The following is a 15,602-nucleotide window of genomic DNA, read 5'->3' as shown; positions in this document are numbered from 1 at the left end:
TTATAACCTGATGAAAAAACGAGAAATGGGTACATGATTTAAACCCGTATTTCCCAACCTTTTTCGTACTCTCTTCCCCAAAGTTTATTGGCTTCCAAATCGTTGAGAATTCGTCCGCTTCCCGGATCAATCTGTAATGAATGTCCGACACGTTGGGCAATGTTACCTAATTGTACTAACTGGGTACTGATACAGGCATCTACAATTCCGGAATTTAACTTTGTTCCTTTACGAATGGCATCAAACCAGTTTCGGAAGTGGAAGGCATCCAGCTTTTCGGATGGATTCAACAGATTGCCGGTCTCAAATTTTAAATCACTTTTTACCTCTTTAATCGTTTTACCTTTTATATCTGCAATTTTATATTCATTGCCACCGCCAATGAAGAGAGTTCCGGTTTCTCCATAAAATGCGGTTCCTACTCCATATCCGTCTACCGGCATCGTATTACAACTACGTCCTTCCCATGAAAAAGATGCTTCGTCGCCAAATTGGAAGGTGATGAGTTGTGTGTCAGGAGTTTGCCAGTCGTCTTGAAAACGATACCGACCTCCGATAGAATCAACCTTTGTAGGATAATCTACGCCCAATCCCCAGCGGAGTATATCAACAAAGTGGGTTCCATTGTTGAGTGCTTCACCTGTTCCCCAATTCCAGAACCAATGCCAGTTATAATGGATGAAATTATCTTTGAAATCTGCAACACGTGGGGCAGGACCTTGCCATAAATCCCAATCCAGATAATCAGGTACAGGAACAACTTTCCCTGTTCCAATGGAAGGGCGATTATTGACATACCAAGATTTGGCATATCTCACTTTTCCGATAGAACCGGATTTTATTTCTTCCATAGCTTTAATTACATTGGGAAAGGAGCGGCGTTGGTTACCCACTTGAACAATCCGGTTATATTTCAAAGCGGCTCGAACCAGCATTTCATTTTCTGCCGGATTATGACTGGTCGGTTTTTCCAGATAAACATGCTTTCCGGCCTGCATAGCCATAATGGCTGCTTTGGCATGCCAATGGTCAGGGGTGGCAATCACCACTGCTTCAAAATCGTTCGACTCTAACATCTTACGAATGTCTTTTTCTCCTTTGGGAGTACGTCCGGTTATTTTGTGGATAGCAGCCTGACATTTTTCTAATGCTCTTGAGTCCACATCACAAATGTAAGTTACTTCACAATCTGGAAGTTTGGCAAATCCTTGCGCCAGGGCCTTACCTCTCGAATTCACTCCAATGACTCCGATACGTATTTTTTCGTTAGCTCCCAGAATATCTTGATAACGGCTTGAACCGAATCCTGGAAGTATGCTTCCTAATGAAAGTGCAGCTGTACCTGCTACTGTTTTTTTGATAAAATCTCTTCTTGTTGTCATAGTATCTATTTTTCTCCAAAATTAGGTTGTTATTAGAATATGTGAATGAGCTTTTCCGTCAATTCTCCTTCAAAAAACGTAAATCTCTTATTTTTTTCTTCGGAAAAGGTGACTCAAGAATATCAGGATTCCTCGGGGAATCCATAAGATAAGATAGAAGAAAAAACTAATCACGATGACATACCCGATTTGGGATATTATTTCAATCCATGGGCGGGAATAGATAATGATTGCGATTACATTGATGATAAATGCAAGCAGGAAACTTAGAAGAAAGATATTCCTTTCTTGTTTCAACTTTTTTGAGGTGATAATAATATCTTTCATAGTTTAGAATTTCATATAGGGTATTTTATATTCGTCGGGGAAGAGGATATGGCGTTGTTCATCCATTGCTTGATTCCCAAGTAAGCAAAGGACTGTAGAACAATAAGCCTCTTCTACTACATTCTGTGCTTTCTCTCCAGTGATACAAGATTGGCAGAAAGAGGATAGAATGATATCTGAACCGTCTTTATCTGCTCCGATCATACTTAATCCGCTGTTAACGTGAATATCTCCGTCAATGATGAAATGTGGAGTGTATTCCATTTTCGTTTCCGGTCGCCAGCTGGGGCCTGCCGTTGGGATGGCGGCAAAAACTTTGTCTTTTACCTGATCGATTAATTGGCGGATACCCGAAGTAGAATGATCTTCTTCCAGGTAATAAATACCTTTAGCCATTTCCATTGTACCTTTGTGACCTAGAATCTGGTCTTCCATACCATTGAACTTATTGGAAATCAAAGATTCATAGGCAATCTTGGTTCCATCGGAATATCGGTAAGTCACATTTACACTATCGTATACTTCACGACCGTCTTTCCAGTAAACAATATCACCCATCCCCATGATACTTACCGGCATTCTTTTAGCTGCCCAGTTACATACTTCTAATTGATGGCAAGCTAGTTCAGTCATTAGTCCGCCCGAACTGTCTTTATATAATCTCCAATTGATTTTGCGCTCCAATTCCGGTGAAGGAACAGGACGACGCCAGTCTGCATTTCTGAACCAATGACAGCGCATTCCTACCACATCTCCGATCAGTCCGGAATGAATCATTTGCATCCCTTTGATATACTTCTCGTCATACATTCGTTGCATACAAAAGTAGAGTACTTTTTCAGACTGGTTGTAAGTGTCATAGATAGCCTTGCACTCGTCAAGGGTGCGTGCCATTGCTTTTTCACAGAAGACATGTTTGCCGGCAGCTAATGCGTCCAACACAATAGGTGCGTGCCAGTTTAGTGGTGTGGATATGATGACTCCATCGATGTCTTTCGATTCCAGTAACTTACGGTAATCTGTATAGGATTTGGCATCCGGGCAAAGCTCCAATGCTTGCTGAAGATTGGGAGCATAATTGTCACACACGGCTACAATTTGTGCATGAGGTATTTCCTTGAGGTTATGGATGTGGTATTGCCCTCTGGAACCTGTGCCAATTAAAGCAATCCGTGCTTTTTCATGTTTAATCTCTTTCAATTTTTCGGGGGTACAAGAGGTAAGCCAGGGAGTGGTAGCTAATAAAGCGGTTCCTCCGGCAACATATCCCAGACTTTTTATAAATTGTCTGAGCCCTAAGTCTACTCCTTCTTTTTTATTGTCTTTCATGTTATAAATCATATAGGGTTGCTTGTATATTTTTAAAATTCTCTGTGAGTAATTGTTGTTGTTCTTTATTCGCAATCATCCATACGGTACTTAGAATTTCAGCCTCTAACGGATCTGTAGATATGATAGAGCTTGCTTTTCGTTGTTCATTAAATAAACCCGTAAGCGGATTCATAATGTGTCCGGTATATTGCAGCGTATTACCGGAAGTGGATAATGCTGTATTTTGAAGGTTGAACTCGTTTAAAAGAGACTGATTATACGGATTCAGAAAACTCACTTTCCAACTGTCTCCATAAGGATGATGTCCCATGCCCAGAATGGAGCTATTACCGAAATTGACAAATGCATGGTTGACGTTTTCTTGTTCTATGAGTTCTTTGATTTTCTTCAAAGCATACCCTTTGGCAAAACCTCCGAAGTCGAGTGTAGGTCCGAGTACAGGTAAGAAAATATGCCGGTTGCCGAATTTTATTAGGGAGAAATCTTTCATCGTAATGTCGAAGAGATGGAAAGTACGCTCATAGTAATATTGGCAGAGTTGAAGAATTTCTTCTAATTCTGTGCTGATAGGGATAGGGCTTTGAGATTTCAAGCTGTTCAGTCTGCTTACTTCACTTTTCGAATCAAAACGGTTCAGTATTTTATCTAAGTGTTCTATTTCGTTTATAATAACTGCCCATATTCGATTTAATAAGGTGAAATCGGAATGAATGATCAGGATGTCAAAGCGTGTCCCCATGATATGAGGAATGAATCCATGAAACATGGATTCATTATTATAATATTTGTATCTTGTTTCTAACACCTTATTGAGCCTTTCAATTATTCTCCAATTTTGCCATTTCTACCGCAGTGGTAGTGATATAATATTTAGAGATTATATTTTCATTTTCCCATTCTGGCATATCTTTGTATTGAAGATAATGCAAGAATGTCTTGGCTACTTTACTGAAATGAGCTTCATGGTTTGATCTGTGTTCTTGTGGAATATCAATCAGATAAAGTTCGTTGTTTTCTTCTTTTACAGATAAGAACGGATAAGTGTCTCGTAATTCTTCAATGGTTTTTTGTAACTGAATCCTGAATGTGGCACTGTCAGTGTTCTGTTCTTTTTGAATGTAGAGTTCTTTTGTAAATCCGTTCTTTTTATTTTGAACTGTTTTTAATGTGGCCTTAGTACCTTTCTTGATGGAAGTGAAGGTGTCTCCTCCATTAGTTGGTGGAGCATAATTCCAAATGACTTTTATTCCTATATGAATTCCTTTAATCGTAAAATTCAATGTTCCGTTTGCCAATACTTCCAATATGTTATTCTTTACGTATTTGTCAAGAAAAGGAGGAAAAGAATCTATTTGAGTTGATTGGCTGAACTCTGGCAATGTGATTGAAGTAGGCCAGTGTGTGGCGTTTGTTACTTTTACATCCGACTGGTAGCGGATCGTTTCATCCGAAAAGCACTGCCATTGCACCAGATCGATAAGGTGAGTCGTTACATCAGCAATACCTTCACCTTGTTGTGCTGTATCGTAATACCAAGCAGGTCTGATCAACGGTTTGCCGGATACGTTCTTGAAGAAATGATGAACACTTTCCATGGTGATAGAAGGACTCTCCGGTGAACCTTGCTGCAGTTCACCGAACAGTTCCTTTTTTTGTAATAGTTCTTTTTCTATAATGTTGAGAATATCATATCGCTCTGTCATCAGGTCATATAAAAGAAGTTTTTTTTCTTTTGCCAGCCGATAAGCTTCAACCAGCAAGTTGAAATCCTTTTGGTTGATTGCTAAAGGTTTATCAGAGAGAACGTTATATCCTGCTTTGATAGATTGTATTATATATTGTGCCTTTTTTTGATTGTTTCCTGCCAAAACAACAACATCTCCTTTCTGTCCGGCGAGCATTTGGGAAAGATAATCATCTCCTGTATACACCTGGCTTACCCATGAGGTGGGGGCCTCTGTACGTTGGTTGTAAGAGTTGATACTTTCCATATATTGGTTAAAGCCTGTCCCTTCGGGAGCATATACGTGAATTGTATCGTTGACATCTGTCAGCGTATCTTTCTGGAGTAAACTGGCGTGGAAATGTCCCGGATCGAGAACGATCAGTTTTATTTTATGAGAACCGTTTGCCTCATTGGCAGTCTGCCTTTTAGATAAAGAGCATGAAGCTACCACCAATGAAAGCACTAAAAATCCGATGTTATTGTATATAAATTTCATTCTTTTATTTCTTATTACAAGCCTTGATCAATTTCTGTGCATCTTTCCAGCCTTTCTGGTAAGCTTCTTCTAGTGTGACAATCTTGCCATTTTGTTCTTTACTCATATTAGAAGCTTGCATAAAAGTGAATATTTCAATTGTTTCTTCTTTTGAAACAGGTGCAACTCCGGTTCGGAAGAATGTTAGGATTTGTTCAAGAAGTACTTTATAGCCCTGATATCCTCCTACGGTTATTGCTCCTTTGGAGGTAAAGGCTGTCCCGCCATAAATTTGCGGTCCTTTAGTGATTCCCCGGAATATGCCGATTCTTCCATCCTTCCAACGTCCTACTACAACATCTCCTCTGTCGGAAGACATGCGGTTGACAGACTCGCATCCTGTACCCATGGCTGTGTACAAAGTTTCAACCCCATGGATTCCATAGAAACCGAAATCCGGATGAGTGGGTTCCACTTTATGCGGAGAATAGCAGTCAGCTCCTAGGATTTTACCTAGTTCATTATTCCGCAGTTTTTGATTTTGAGGAGTAAATCGTAAAGCAGAGGATGAGAAGATCGGTATGTTGTATTTCTCCGCCATCTCATAGATAGCAATAGCATCTCCTAATGTAGCTCCGATAGGCTTGTCTATGTAGCAGATCTTACCAGCTTTGAAGACCTCCATTGCCTGCTCCAGATGAAGTCGTCCGTCATTCGTTTCCAGAAGTACACAATCCACTTTATCCAATAAGTCTGCTATGGAAGAGACGATTTCTACTCCTTGCGTCTTTACTTTTTCAATGTATCCGGGAATACGTTCGTAGCTGGATTGAATTGTTTTAGAACCATACGGATAAGCGGCTACTACCCGGAATCCTTGAGAAAAAGTTTCATCGGAGCCGCTATTGATCAATTCTGTAAAAGCGGTAGAATGGGAAGTATCCAAACCGATGATTCCTATTTTCATTATTTTTTGTGCGTATATACCGACACTGATCATCAGTAATATAAAGAAAAAAGCGATTCTGTTTTTCATGATTGGTTATAAATTTATCTGTTCTGCACTTTCAGTGTCCAAATATAACGAAGATTTTTCTTTTCTTCGCAATATGCTTGCCGGACATTTTTCTGAAATTTCACCATAAATGGCCCGATATACTGCGTGGGCTTTATTCTTGAAAGGGACAATACAAAACATCCATTCGGCTTTTAGCAAAGCAGGTATTGTTAGTGTCAAAGCTTCTTTAGGTACTAAATCTAGTCTTTCGAAGCATTTTTCGTTAACTTGCTGTTGGCGGCATACCGGATCAAGTTTTACGATTTTCACCAGTTTGGGATCATTGAAATCAGCTACATCCGGATCATTGAAAGCAATATGTCCGTTTTCTCCGATACCCAGGCAAACAATGTCTACTGGATATTTAGTAAGCAGATCGGCATATCGTTTGCATTCCTCTTCAAGACTCTCTGCGCGTCCATTCAGGTAGTTCACCTTTTTGAAAGGAACTTTGTCAAAGATACGAATACGGAGGAAATGCCCGAAACTTTGTGGTGCGTCTGGATGAATACCTATGTATTCATCCATATGGAAGGCGTTGATTCTGGTCCAATCTATTCGCTTATCATGGATTAGATGATTTAAAAATTCGTTTTGTGAGGGAGCGGCGGCAAAGATCATATTGATTTCAGCCTTTTCTTCCAAGAGCTTGCAGATTCTGTCAGCTACTTCCTTTGCGGCTTCATTGCCCATTTGTTGGAGAGTGGGATAAATTTTAATGGTTAATAGCTCTTGTTGAAATACTTTGGTTTCAGATTCATTTACTATAGATAACATGGCCTTCTGATATTGTGTTAATAACATTGATTTGATTGTCGAAAATGATAATGTCAGCATCTTTACCTGCTTCAAGAGAACCTTTTGATGAGTCAATGTGTAAAATGCGGGCAGGGGTGAGTGTCATCATGCGGATAGCATCAGTGAGGGGAATGCCAGCTAATTGTACCATGGTTCTAACTAAACGGTCAGTGGTGGCTACACTACCTGCAAAAGCAGAACGATCCGGCATTTTTGCAACGCCATCTTCAATAATAACTTTTTGTCCGTTAGTCAGGCTTCCTAGAATGGACTCTCCATCTGGCATTCCAGCGCCTCGCATAGCATCGGTACAGAGTGCGGTTTTGTCAGGTCCTTTGAATTTATAAACAAATTGAAGGAGCGGCTTGGGGAGATGTATACCGTCAGCGATGATTTCAACTGTTATATCATCAATCAAATAGGCAGCTTCCACTACTCCTGCATGTCGAAAAGCATCTCTGCGTGTTACGGATGACATGGCCGAATATAAGTGAGTTATATGAGTATATCCGGCTTTGTTTGCTTTTTCCACCTCTTCATAGGTTGCGTCAGTATGTGCAATGGAAGGGAGGATATGCTGTCTTTGCAACTCTTCCCCCATTTCGATAGCTCCTTCCAATTCTGGCGCGATGCTCCAGCGTACAATATCCTGTGAGATATTTATAAAATGGTTATATTCTTTCGGACATGGTTTTTTAAGATAATTAGGGTCTTGTGCCCCACACTGGGAAGGTGAAAAATAAGGACCTTCAAGATGTAGACCTATAAATTTAGCACCTTTATTATTCAGAACTTTCGCTTTTTTATAAATAGTAAAAGTATTCATTAACTCTTCATCGGTGCAGGTCAGAGTTGTAGGCACCATAGCTGTTGTTCCATACTTCGCATGAACTTCCGCTATTCTTAGAAATGCCTCTACTGTTCCGTCCATGAAATCATGTCCGCCACCTCCATGAACATGCATATCGATAAAACCAGGAGATACATATTGTTGTTTGGCATCTATTATTTGGTCGTCCGGGTTTATCTCAAGCATTTTGTCGGCAAGGATTTGTTCGATCTTTCCGTTTTTGCAAATCAATGCCTTGCCCGTATCTATGCGATCAGGAAAGATGAGTTGTCCGTTTAGAATGATTAGTCTCTTCATTTTATATTGTTTGAGGTTTATTCATTTGTTTTTTATCTCCATGAAGTGATTTTGTGTCCTTTGACAGCAAAGAATACAAGATAAAGGAAGCAGGGGATTAATACCCAATAGCCGATACGTAAATCGTATATTTCAGCAAAGTGACCATAAACTAACGGAAGGATTGCATTTCCGCAGAGTCCCATGATTAACAGTGAGGAACCTGTTTTGGTAAACTTTCCCAGACCATGAATGGATAACGGCCAGATACCTGCATAAATCAGTGCATTTGGAAAACCTAATGCATTGAGAAAAAAGATGGAGGCATTGGCTTGATGGCCGAAAAGGGTTACATTGAAGTCGGCAAATACAACTCCGAATGAAAGGAATAGTCCTAGTACTGTACATATAATCAGTGCATTTTTCTGTGAGATATATTTAGGAATTACGATGATTCCCAATATATAACCGATCATCGTACATGCCAGAGTATATGAGGGAAATGCTTTTGCCTCCAATAGATCCATACCCATGGAATTAGCATAATTGATGATGGTATCAATGGCTATCACTTGTGTTCCTACGTGAAAGAAAATAGCCAATGCACCTAAAATAAGGTATGGAAAACCAAAAATGTTTTTCTGATTACTATGACTGCTTTCTTTGTCGTCTGTCGCATTTTGTTCATCCGTATTAATTTCGGGTAAGACAGAATATCGAATGACGATGCCTGCTAATAAAAGTAGTATTCCTAGTATCGTATACGGAACGATGACACGTTGTATCAGTTCGTCAAGCATAACACTTTGGGTCATTGTATCCAGTGTACCTGATTCTATCAGGGCAAAAAGTTCGCTGTCATCAGCTTTTAGAATCAATGCAGCGAAAATGAGAGGAGAGATAATTCCGGCAAACTTGTTACATATACCCATGATACTGATACGACGGGCAGCACTGTCAATCGGACCAATAATGGTTACGTACGGATTAGCTGCCGTTTGCAGGATTGCCAGACCTGTTCCTATGGAGAACAAACCGATCAGGAAAATTTCGAATTGTCGAGCTAAAGCGGCTGGAACAAATATGAAGGCTCCTAATGCAGTTAACATAAAGCCATACATGATTCCTCGTTTGAAGCCTACTTTCTTTAATAGTATCCCTGACGGAACAGCCATCACAAAATAGGCAATGTAGAAAGCAAATGCTACAAAGTAGGATTCGAAATGTGTAAGTTCGCAGGATATACGGAAATAAGGAATGAGTATGGAGTTGACCCAGGATACAAATCCAAAAATAAAGAACATTCCGGCTAGAATGGCTATTGAGATGTAGTAGGTCTTTTTTTCGTTTGATAGGTTCTTATTTTTCATAGTAACTGTGTTCTATTGAGTAATTATTTAAAGCAAAAGTATGCTTTCTTTGGTTTATGGATTGATGAAAAAGCGAAAAATCATATTCAAAAAACGTATTCTTATCAAGTATTATTTTATAAAATCATTCTGTAACTCTTTGTATATGCTTTTCATCTGCCAGACATCCATACTAATAAGAGTAGCATCTCTTCCCTGTGATTTTAGAGAAATCCCTACACTTTCTTTTTTGCCTGGATAAACTCGGGTTGTTACTACTTGTTTGTCATTAACAAAGATTTCAATAATACTTTTGTCTATAAATATATGTAACTTAAGCGTTTCGTTCGGCTTAAGATATACAGGAGCGAGTTCTGGTGCTCTGGATATTACATCCGGAAGTATAGAAGAGTGGGCGGTTTCAAGTGAAATCAAACTCCATCTTTGATTTTTCAGTGCAGGATTTGTTCTGACTAAGTCAACCCCTCTATCTTTGAAAAATTTGATAGAAGTAAATTCTTCTTTATCAGGTGAACGTAGAACATTCATTTCTATCATTGGCGAAGATTTTATATTGATCTCAGCTTTGATTTCAAGTGCATTTCCCTGTATGTTATCGATTATGATTTCTTTGTTTGCCGGTAGATGGGTCTTATCTATATGTTGATGGTGGGTGCGGAGTGATTTATAATCTCCATAAGGTTGTATGTTGATTGTGTCACATTTGTCTAATGTGAGTTTTCTCGGAAGTGTTGTAATACCTCTCCAGCCGGGAGATTTTTTGCCTGTATGCATGTTATGTATAACTATGACTCCTCCTTCGCCATCACTTGTTGCGCTTGGAGCATGTACTCCTCCGGGGAGAAAAGACATGAAGTTAAAACGTCCGTGAAATGTTGGATAAAAACAATGTTCTTCTTTATTGTAGTCTCCTAATAAATACTGGCTACCGGTTGTGTGGCTAAAAAATAAAAAGATATATCTGTTTCCTATTGGCCAAAAGTATGGACATGAAGCATCCTCTCCTGGTGGTAAGAAACATTCATTTTTCATGAAGTTATGTTCGTATTTCCAGATTTTTAAGTCTTGTGAAGAAAAAAGAGAAGTTGATCGCATCGCTTTGTTACCGGGACCTGTATTTGTCCGTCCTCCCGTCACGGCATAGTATATGCTATCTTCTTTCCAAATGGCAGGGTCAAACACATAGTATGGCAGAGTCTCTCCTGATTTTACTCTTGGAATGGCCGGTGTTGCTACCTTTTTCCAGTTTAGTAATAACGGATCGCTGGATGTAGCCACAATATCTCCTAAGTCAACTCCATAATACATAGCTATGACTTTGTCTTTTTCGGCTAGGGTGGCACCGGAATAACACATGTTTTCCGGGCTGGGATATAAAGCTATGGGCAGATCTTTCCAGTGAATTAAATCATGACTGACCGCATGTCCCCAGTGTTGTCTAAAATCTTTAGAGGGCAAATATTGATAAAATAAATGCCAATTCCCCTGCCAATAGCATAAACCGTTAGGATCGTGTAAAATACTTTCTGGACTAGAAAAGTGATAGATTGGTCTGTAGGGATTGTTCTTCCATTCTTCCCGGCATTCGTTTAAATATTGTACGAAAGAATCTTTTTCTAGTTCTCTTAATTGATCTTTAAGATTGCTGGAAAAGTTTTTTTGTAATATCTTTGATTTGGGATAAGATGCCTGTTGAGCATAACATCCTATTGCAAGGAATGTCGTACAAAATAGAAACGTGTAAATATTAACTCTGCTCATTTTTTTGATTGTTGATTTTATCTAACTGGTTCTCCGGTCTCTTTAGGGGTAAAAGGATCTGAATAGTAGATATGATCTTTCTTATATAAATCAAATTGTTTTTTTAGACGTATATTGAAAGAATTGATATTCTTATTCATTTCCTTTGTCCATGCATTTTCTGCTAGTGCTGCTATCCGAGGAAATAGCATATAATCGAGTCTGTCCTCTGTTTCAATACGCTCTGTCCATAGATTAGCTTGTATTCCTAGTATGTTACAATTTTTAGGATATTTGACTGGTATATCTTGTGGACTGAAAGAATATACTTTTTGATAAGAGTTGCATGAAAATTTTCTCCAGTCAACTCCATGTACTTGTAAAGTGTCTTGTGCATAATCAAGATACATTGGTAATCGTGGACATAATACAATATTAAATTTTCTATCTAATGATTTCTGGAGTTGTTCAGGTCTATTCTGTCTCCAGAAAAATACGATGGTATGTTCAGGAGATAATTGGGAATCAGCTACTTCGTCCCAAGCTGCAACTTTGTTATGAATAAGCAGAAGAGAATCAGCCATCCTTTGGAAAAAGTAATTTTCTACGTCTTTTAAATTCTTCATTTTTTCATGTTTCATCAAGTCTTGGATATCCTTGTTAGTATTCCAATCCTGATTGCCATAATGTACTTCATCTCCTCCAAGGTGGATTACTTGCGAGGGGAACAGCGCATCTACTTCTTTTAGGATGTCCGTTAAATAAGTGTATACGGAATCTTTCCCGGGGTTAAAGGTATATCCAGGATATTTAGGAGAACCGCCACCGCTAAATTCTGGATATGCTTTAGAAGCAGCAGATGCATGTCCCGGCATATCGATTTCAGGTATAATGTGGATGTTTCGTTCTAGAGCATAAGTTACGATTTCTTTTATTTCTTCTTGTGTGTAGAATTGAGCAGGAGTGTATTCTTCTCCATAATTGCCGATTCCTCCAATGAGAGCTAGTTTGGGATATTTTTTTATTTCTATTCTCCAACCTTGGGAGTCGGTTAGATGCCAATGGAACCTATTTAGTTTATAAAGGGCCATCCAGTTTAAAATCTGTTTTACTTTTTTCATTCCCCAGAAATGACGGGCTTCATCTAACATAAAACCTCTCCAGGCATATAAAGGGCTGTCCTCTATTTCCCAGCATTCGATAGGTACAAGGGTGTTTTGTAACGTGGATAATCTGGTTAATTGAACTAAAGACATGACACCATTTATCATTCCGCTTGGTTGTCCAGCAGTAATAGTTATGTCTTTGGTGTGCATTTTTAAAGAATATCCTTCTGATTTGAATTTATAGTCTTTCTTAAGTTTAATAACATTGTATACAATATTTGAATCTAGAGTTGCTTTATCAGGAAGTGTACTTACAGCGATTGAAGTATATCGGAGAAGCTCTTTCTGTAAAAGGTAAGCTTGGGATTCAAACTCTTCGGTATATACAATAACACATCTGCTTGATAGTTGGAATGTTTCATTTATCCTGCTACTGCTTTGTGGATATGGAATTAGAGGACAAGTATTCTGCCCACGTATGATGGTAGTATTTAATATGTTTCCAATGAAAAATAATATTAGAAGAATTTTATTCATGTTTTTGTCGGATAAGATGAACAATATTACAGTTTAATATAAATAAATTAAGATTCCATTTATATTAAACTGTAATTAAAGAATGTTCTGTTATTTCGTCTCTGTTAAACTGATGTCATCCAGATTAACTAATGTTTTCAGTGTTTTTTGTGCACTGTCTATCTCAGGTACTATGTTGAAAAATATGGCACATTTTTCAAAACTCTTACCTGGATTTTTCTGGATGATATCGGGAAGATCAAAAGTAATATTATATTCTTTCCAACCTTCTGTTTTCTCTAACGTGATAACTTCTTCATATGTATAGTCTGTATTTACGTTTGCTTCTGTTGAGGACACAATTCCCACGACTATTTTTTCTGCATGGTTTATATTTGCAGCAACATCTGTTGTACCCCAAACAAGATTTGGACGATAATAGAAAAATTGTAGTTTGTATTTTTTGCTATCGTCTAGGGATAAACGTTGTGCAACTCCCTGGAGGTGTTCTAAATTATTGGCATGACTACTGTATTTGGCAGCATCCGCATTGGCTGCTATATAAATGACTACGGATTTATTACCAGAATGTGAGATTGGAGTTCCACCACCTGTATAGGCAATGGACATATCATCAATATAGGTAAACCAGAACCATGAATTGTTGTTGCATCTATGGAACCAGACATTATCAGGAACAGTAACGGTGCCATCTACAGTAGGAAATGTTTTTTGTGCTGTAGTATCAAAGAAACCACTAAGCCTTAGGGGGCGGACAAGACTATTCGTATGTACGACAGGCAATGTGGAGGATGGTTCTATACTATCTTCAAATCCGCCATTTGTAATTAGGTTATCAGTAGTAGGCTTTTCTTCTTCGGGTAATGTCTTGTCGATAATATTTTTATGATTTTCATAGAAAGTTTTTGTAGCCTTCATGAGACCTAAGTCTTCACTATATTCAATAGGGTCATTTTTTTGGCAATTACCGATAATGACAATACCATCACATCTTCGGTACAAATATTCAAGAGCATTCAACCAGGTAGCTTCCTTGATTGGCTTGTATGCATCGGCAAAAGCTTCATAGTCTTCTGGTATAGTTCCTGTCTTGTTGAAATAATTAGTCATGATACAGGCGAATATTTTCTTGTTTGGATTATTCCATTTAGCTTCTTCCAGAACTGCGGAGCAATCTTGTTTCCAGGTATCCAAATCGTCATTGATGATTGTAACTTCAGGATATAATACATCCGCATATTCCCTGATTCCTCTCATGGGTTCTACCGCGTATCTCTGCCATGAGTCATTTCTTTGAAAATCAGATTGAGTATAGTTGGTGACTCTGAGAGAGGTGAGGCTTGTGGGACCAACGCCACGATACCCGATTGTTACTTTTGAGTTGTTATCTTTGAATGTGCTATATACAGTTTGGAAACGTGACATCATTGCACTATTATCTGTAGAACGGTCCGCATGCCATGTACTGATAGATATACAAACTGGATGTGTAGCATCAGTTGCTAAATTCTTGATCTTGTCGATGACAGGAGGATATACACTGCCTTGCTTTTCTGTTTCGGAAACATTAGCTTCACTGATTACTGATATGGGTTGTATACCATAGCTTAATAGATTTGAAGGAGTATTCTGGAAATTTAATGAACCATATACATAGAATTCTGTAGGCTCTGATCCGCCATCATCGCCACCGCCTATCGGCTTGTCTAATTTTATGTTAGCTTTGTGCCGTTCGATAAATGTTTTTGTAGCACTATACATTGCCTGGACTTTTGTGTCATTCCACGCAACGTCAGTTTCACCATCTTCACCTTTTCCATTCGACCATATCACTGCTCCATCTAAATATGTATAACATCCTTCCAGTATCTTATCCCATTTTTCAGCAGGAATGAATTTCATATAGTCAGGATTATTTTTGAGATTATAATATTGCGGCCAGATATATCCGATAATCTTTTTATCAGGAAATTTTTCTTTGATATATTCTACTGTCGTTTTTAAATCTTTCAGCCACTGATCTACGTCCGGAGTCATTATATATAATGAGGGATAAAGAACATCTGAAACTTCACCGGCAGAGAGCCTTCTTTCGCTCTTTTTCTTCCATAATTTAATAATCTCTTCTTCTGGTTCAGTTCTATTATATCTGAAAACGTTTAAATCGCTCACAGGTATACCATAATTACCGACAGTACAACTGGGAATTTCTTTTTTAAAAGCGTCAAATACGGTTTTCAATCCGGTTTTAATTTCTTCATCGGTCTTGTTTGAATACCAAGCTTCAATATCAGTGCTGACAGTTTGATAGTTGGATGTTTTTGTGATACTGATTTGAGTAGCAACTTTATCCATATCAATCTCTTCATTAGTTAACAAGAAAGCTTCATAAATTAAGCGTATGTTAGAGATCATATCCGATGTAAGATCCGGTTTATTCTTATAACTCATCGCATCGTAAACAACAAATTCTTTTGTTTCCGGAGTAGGTTCAATTTCCTCTTCTAAATAAGGAGGACGAATGGTGTCGTCACTACATGCAGTAATGAACAGCATGGTAGTGAATAGTAACATGGTCAACCATTTAATCTCTGATGTTTTCATATAGTTCTTGATTTTGTGATAA

At 38.4% G+C, this 15,602-nt stretch carries 12 protein-coding genes; all 12 read right to left on the bottom strand.

What is annotated here, in order from left to right; all coding sequences use genetic code 11:
• Nucleotides 1-38 precede the first annotated feature (38 nt).
• The 12 genes from KFO40_RS01935 to KFO40_RS01885 all read right to left on the bottom strand — a co-directional run bounded on the left by KFO40_RS01935 (nucleotide 39) and on the right by KFO40_RS01885 (nucleotide 15,580).
• Nucleotides 39-1,382, bottom strand: a complete 1,344-nt coding sequence (locus tag KFO40_RS01935) for a Gfo/Idh/MocA family oxidoreductase (protein WP_008024306.1) — start codon at nucleotides 1,380-1,382, stop codon at nucleotides 39-41.
• Nucleotides 1,383-1,469: 87 nt separating this feature from the next.
• Nucleotides 1,470-1,709, bottom strand: a complete 240-nt coding sequence (locus tag KFO40_RS25860; protein ID WP_008024308.1) for a hypothetical protein — start codon at nucleotides 1,707-1,709, stop codon at nucleotides 1,470-1,472.
• Between the two features lie 3 nt (nucleotides 1,710-1,712).
• A complete protein-coding gene (locus tag KFO40_RS01930; RefSeq protein WP_032812030.1) occupies nucleotides 1,713-3,038 on the bottom strand; it encodes a Gfo/Idh/MocA family protein in 1,326 nt (441 codons plus the stop codon).
• A gap of 1 nt (nucleotide 3,039) precedes the next feature.
• Nucleotides 3,040-3,807, bottom strand: coding sequence for an FAD:protein FMN transferase (locus KFO40_RS01925; protein ID WP_181981038.1), 768 nt, complete (start codon nucleotides 3,805-3,807; stop codon nucleotides 3,040-3,042).
• Nucleotides 3,808-3,859: 52 nt separating this feature from the next.
• The gene (locus tag KFO40_RS01920; RefSeq protein ID WP_117683153.1) at nucleotides 3,860-5,263 is read right to left on the bottom strand and encodes a putative oxidoreductase C-terminal domain-containing protein; all 1,404 of its coding nucleotides are present in this window, start codon (nucleotides 5,261-5,263) and stop codon (nucleotides 3,860-3,862) included.
• A gap of 4 nt (nucleotides 5,264-5,267) precedes the next feature.
• Nucleotides 5,268-6,278: a Gfo/Idh/MocA family protein gene (locus tag KFO40_RS01915; RefSeq protein ID WP_117683154.1), complete on the bottom strand. Its 1,011-nt coding sequence runs from the start codon at nucleotides 6,276-6,278 to the stop codon at nucleotides 5,268-5,270.
• Between the two features lie 6 nt (nucleotides 6,279-6,284).
• A complete protein-coding gene (locus tag KFO40_RS01910) occupies nucleotides 6,285-7,076 on the bottom strand; it encodes a glucosamine-6-phosphate deaminase (RefSeq protein ID WP_117683155.1) in 792 nt (263 codons plus the stop codon).
• Nucleotides 7,057-8,244, bottom strand: coding sequence for an N-acetylglucosamine-6-phosphate deacetylase (gene nagA / locus KFO40_RS01905; protein ID WP_211146029.1), 1,188 nt, complete (start codon nucleotides 8,242-8,244; stop codon nucleotides 7,057-7,059). Before nagA ends, KFO40_RS01910 begins: the two co-directional genes overlap by 20 nt.
• A gap of 32 nt (nucleotides 8,245-8,276) precedes the next feature.
• A complete protein-coding gene (locus KFO40_RS01900) occupies nucleotides 8,277-9,593 on the bottom strand; it encodes a sugar MFS transporter (RefSeq protein WP_117683157.1) in 1,317 nt (438 codons plus the stop codon).
• Nucleotides 9,594-9,704: 111 nt separating this feature from the next.
• Nucleotides 9,705-11,354: a glycoside hydrolase family 32 protein gene (locus KFO40_RS01895; protein WP_117683158.1), complete on the bottom strand. Its 1,650-nt coding sequence runs from the start codon at nucleotides 11,352-11,354 to the stop codon at nucleotides 9,705-9,707.
• A gap of 17 nt (nucleotides 11,355-11,371) precedes the next feature.
• On the bottom strand, nucleotides 11,372-12,976 hold the full coding sequence (locus KFO40_RS01890) for a beta-N-acetylhexosaminidase (protein WP_117683159.1): 1,605 nt from the start codon (nucleotides 12,974-12,976) through the stop codon (nucleotides 11,372-11,374).
• A 90-nt stretch (nucleotides 12,977-13,066) separates the two neighbouring features.
• A complete protein-coding gene (locus KFO40_RS01885) occupies nucleotides 13,067-15,580 on the bottom strand; it encodes a hypothetical protein (protein ID WP_117683160.1) in 2,514 nt (837 codons plus the stop codon).
• Nucleotides 15,581-15,602 lie beyond the last annotated feature (22 nt).

The organism is Bacteroides sp. 1001302B_160321_D4 (assembly GCF_015667765.1).
GTDB classification, from domain to species: domain Bacteria; phylum Bacteroidota; class Bacteroidia; order Bacteroidales; family Bacteroidaceae; genus Bacteroides; species Bacteroides xylanisolvens.
This window is presented reverse-complemented; position numbering and strand designations above follow the sequence as displayed.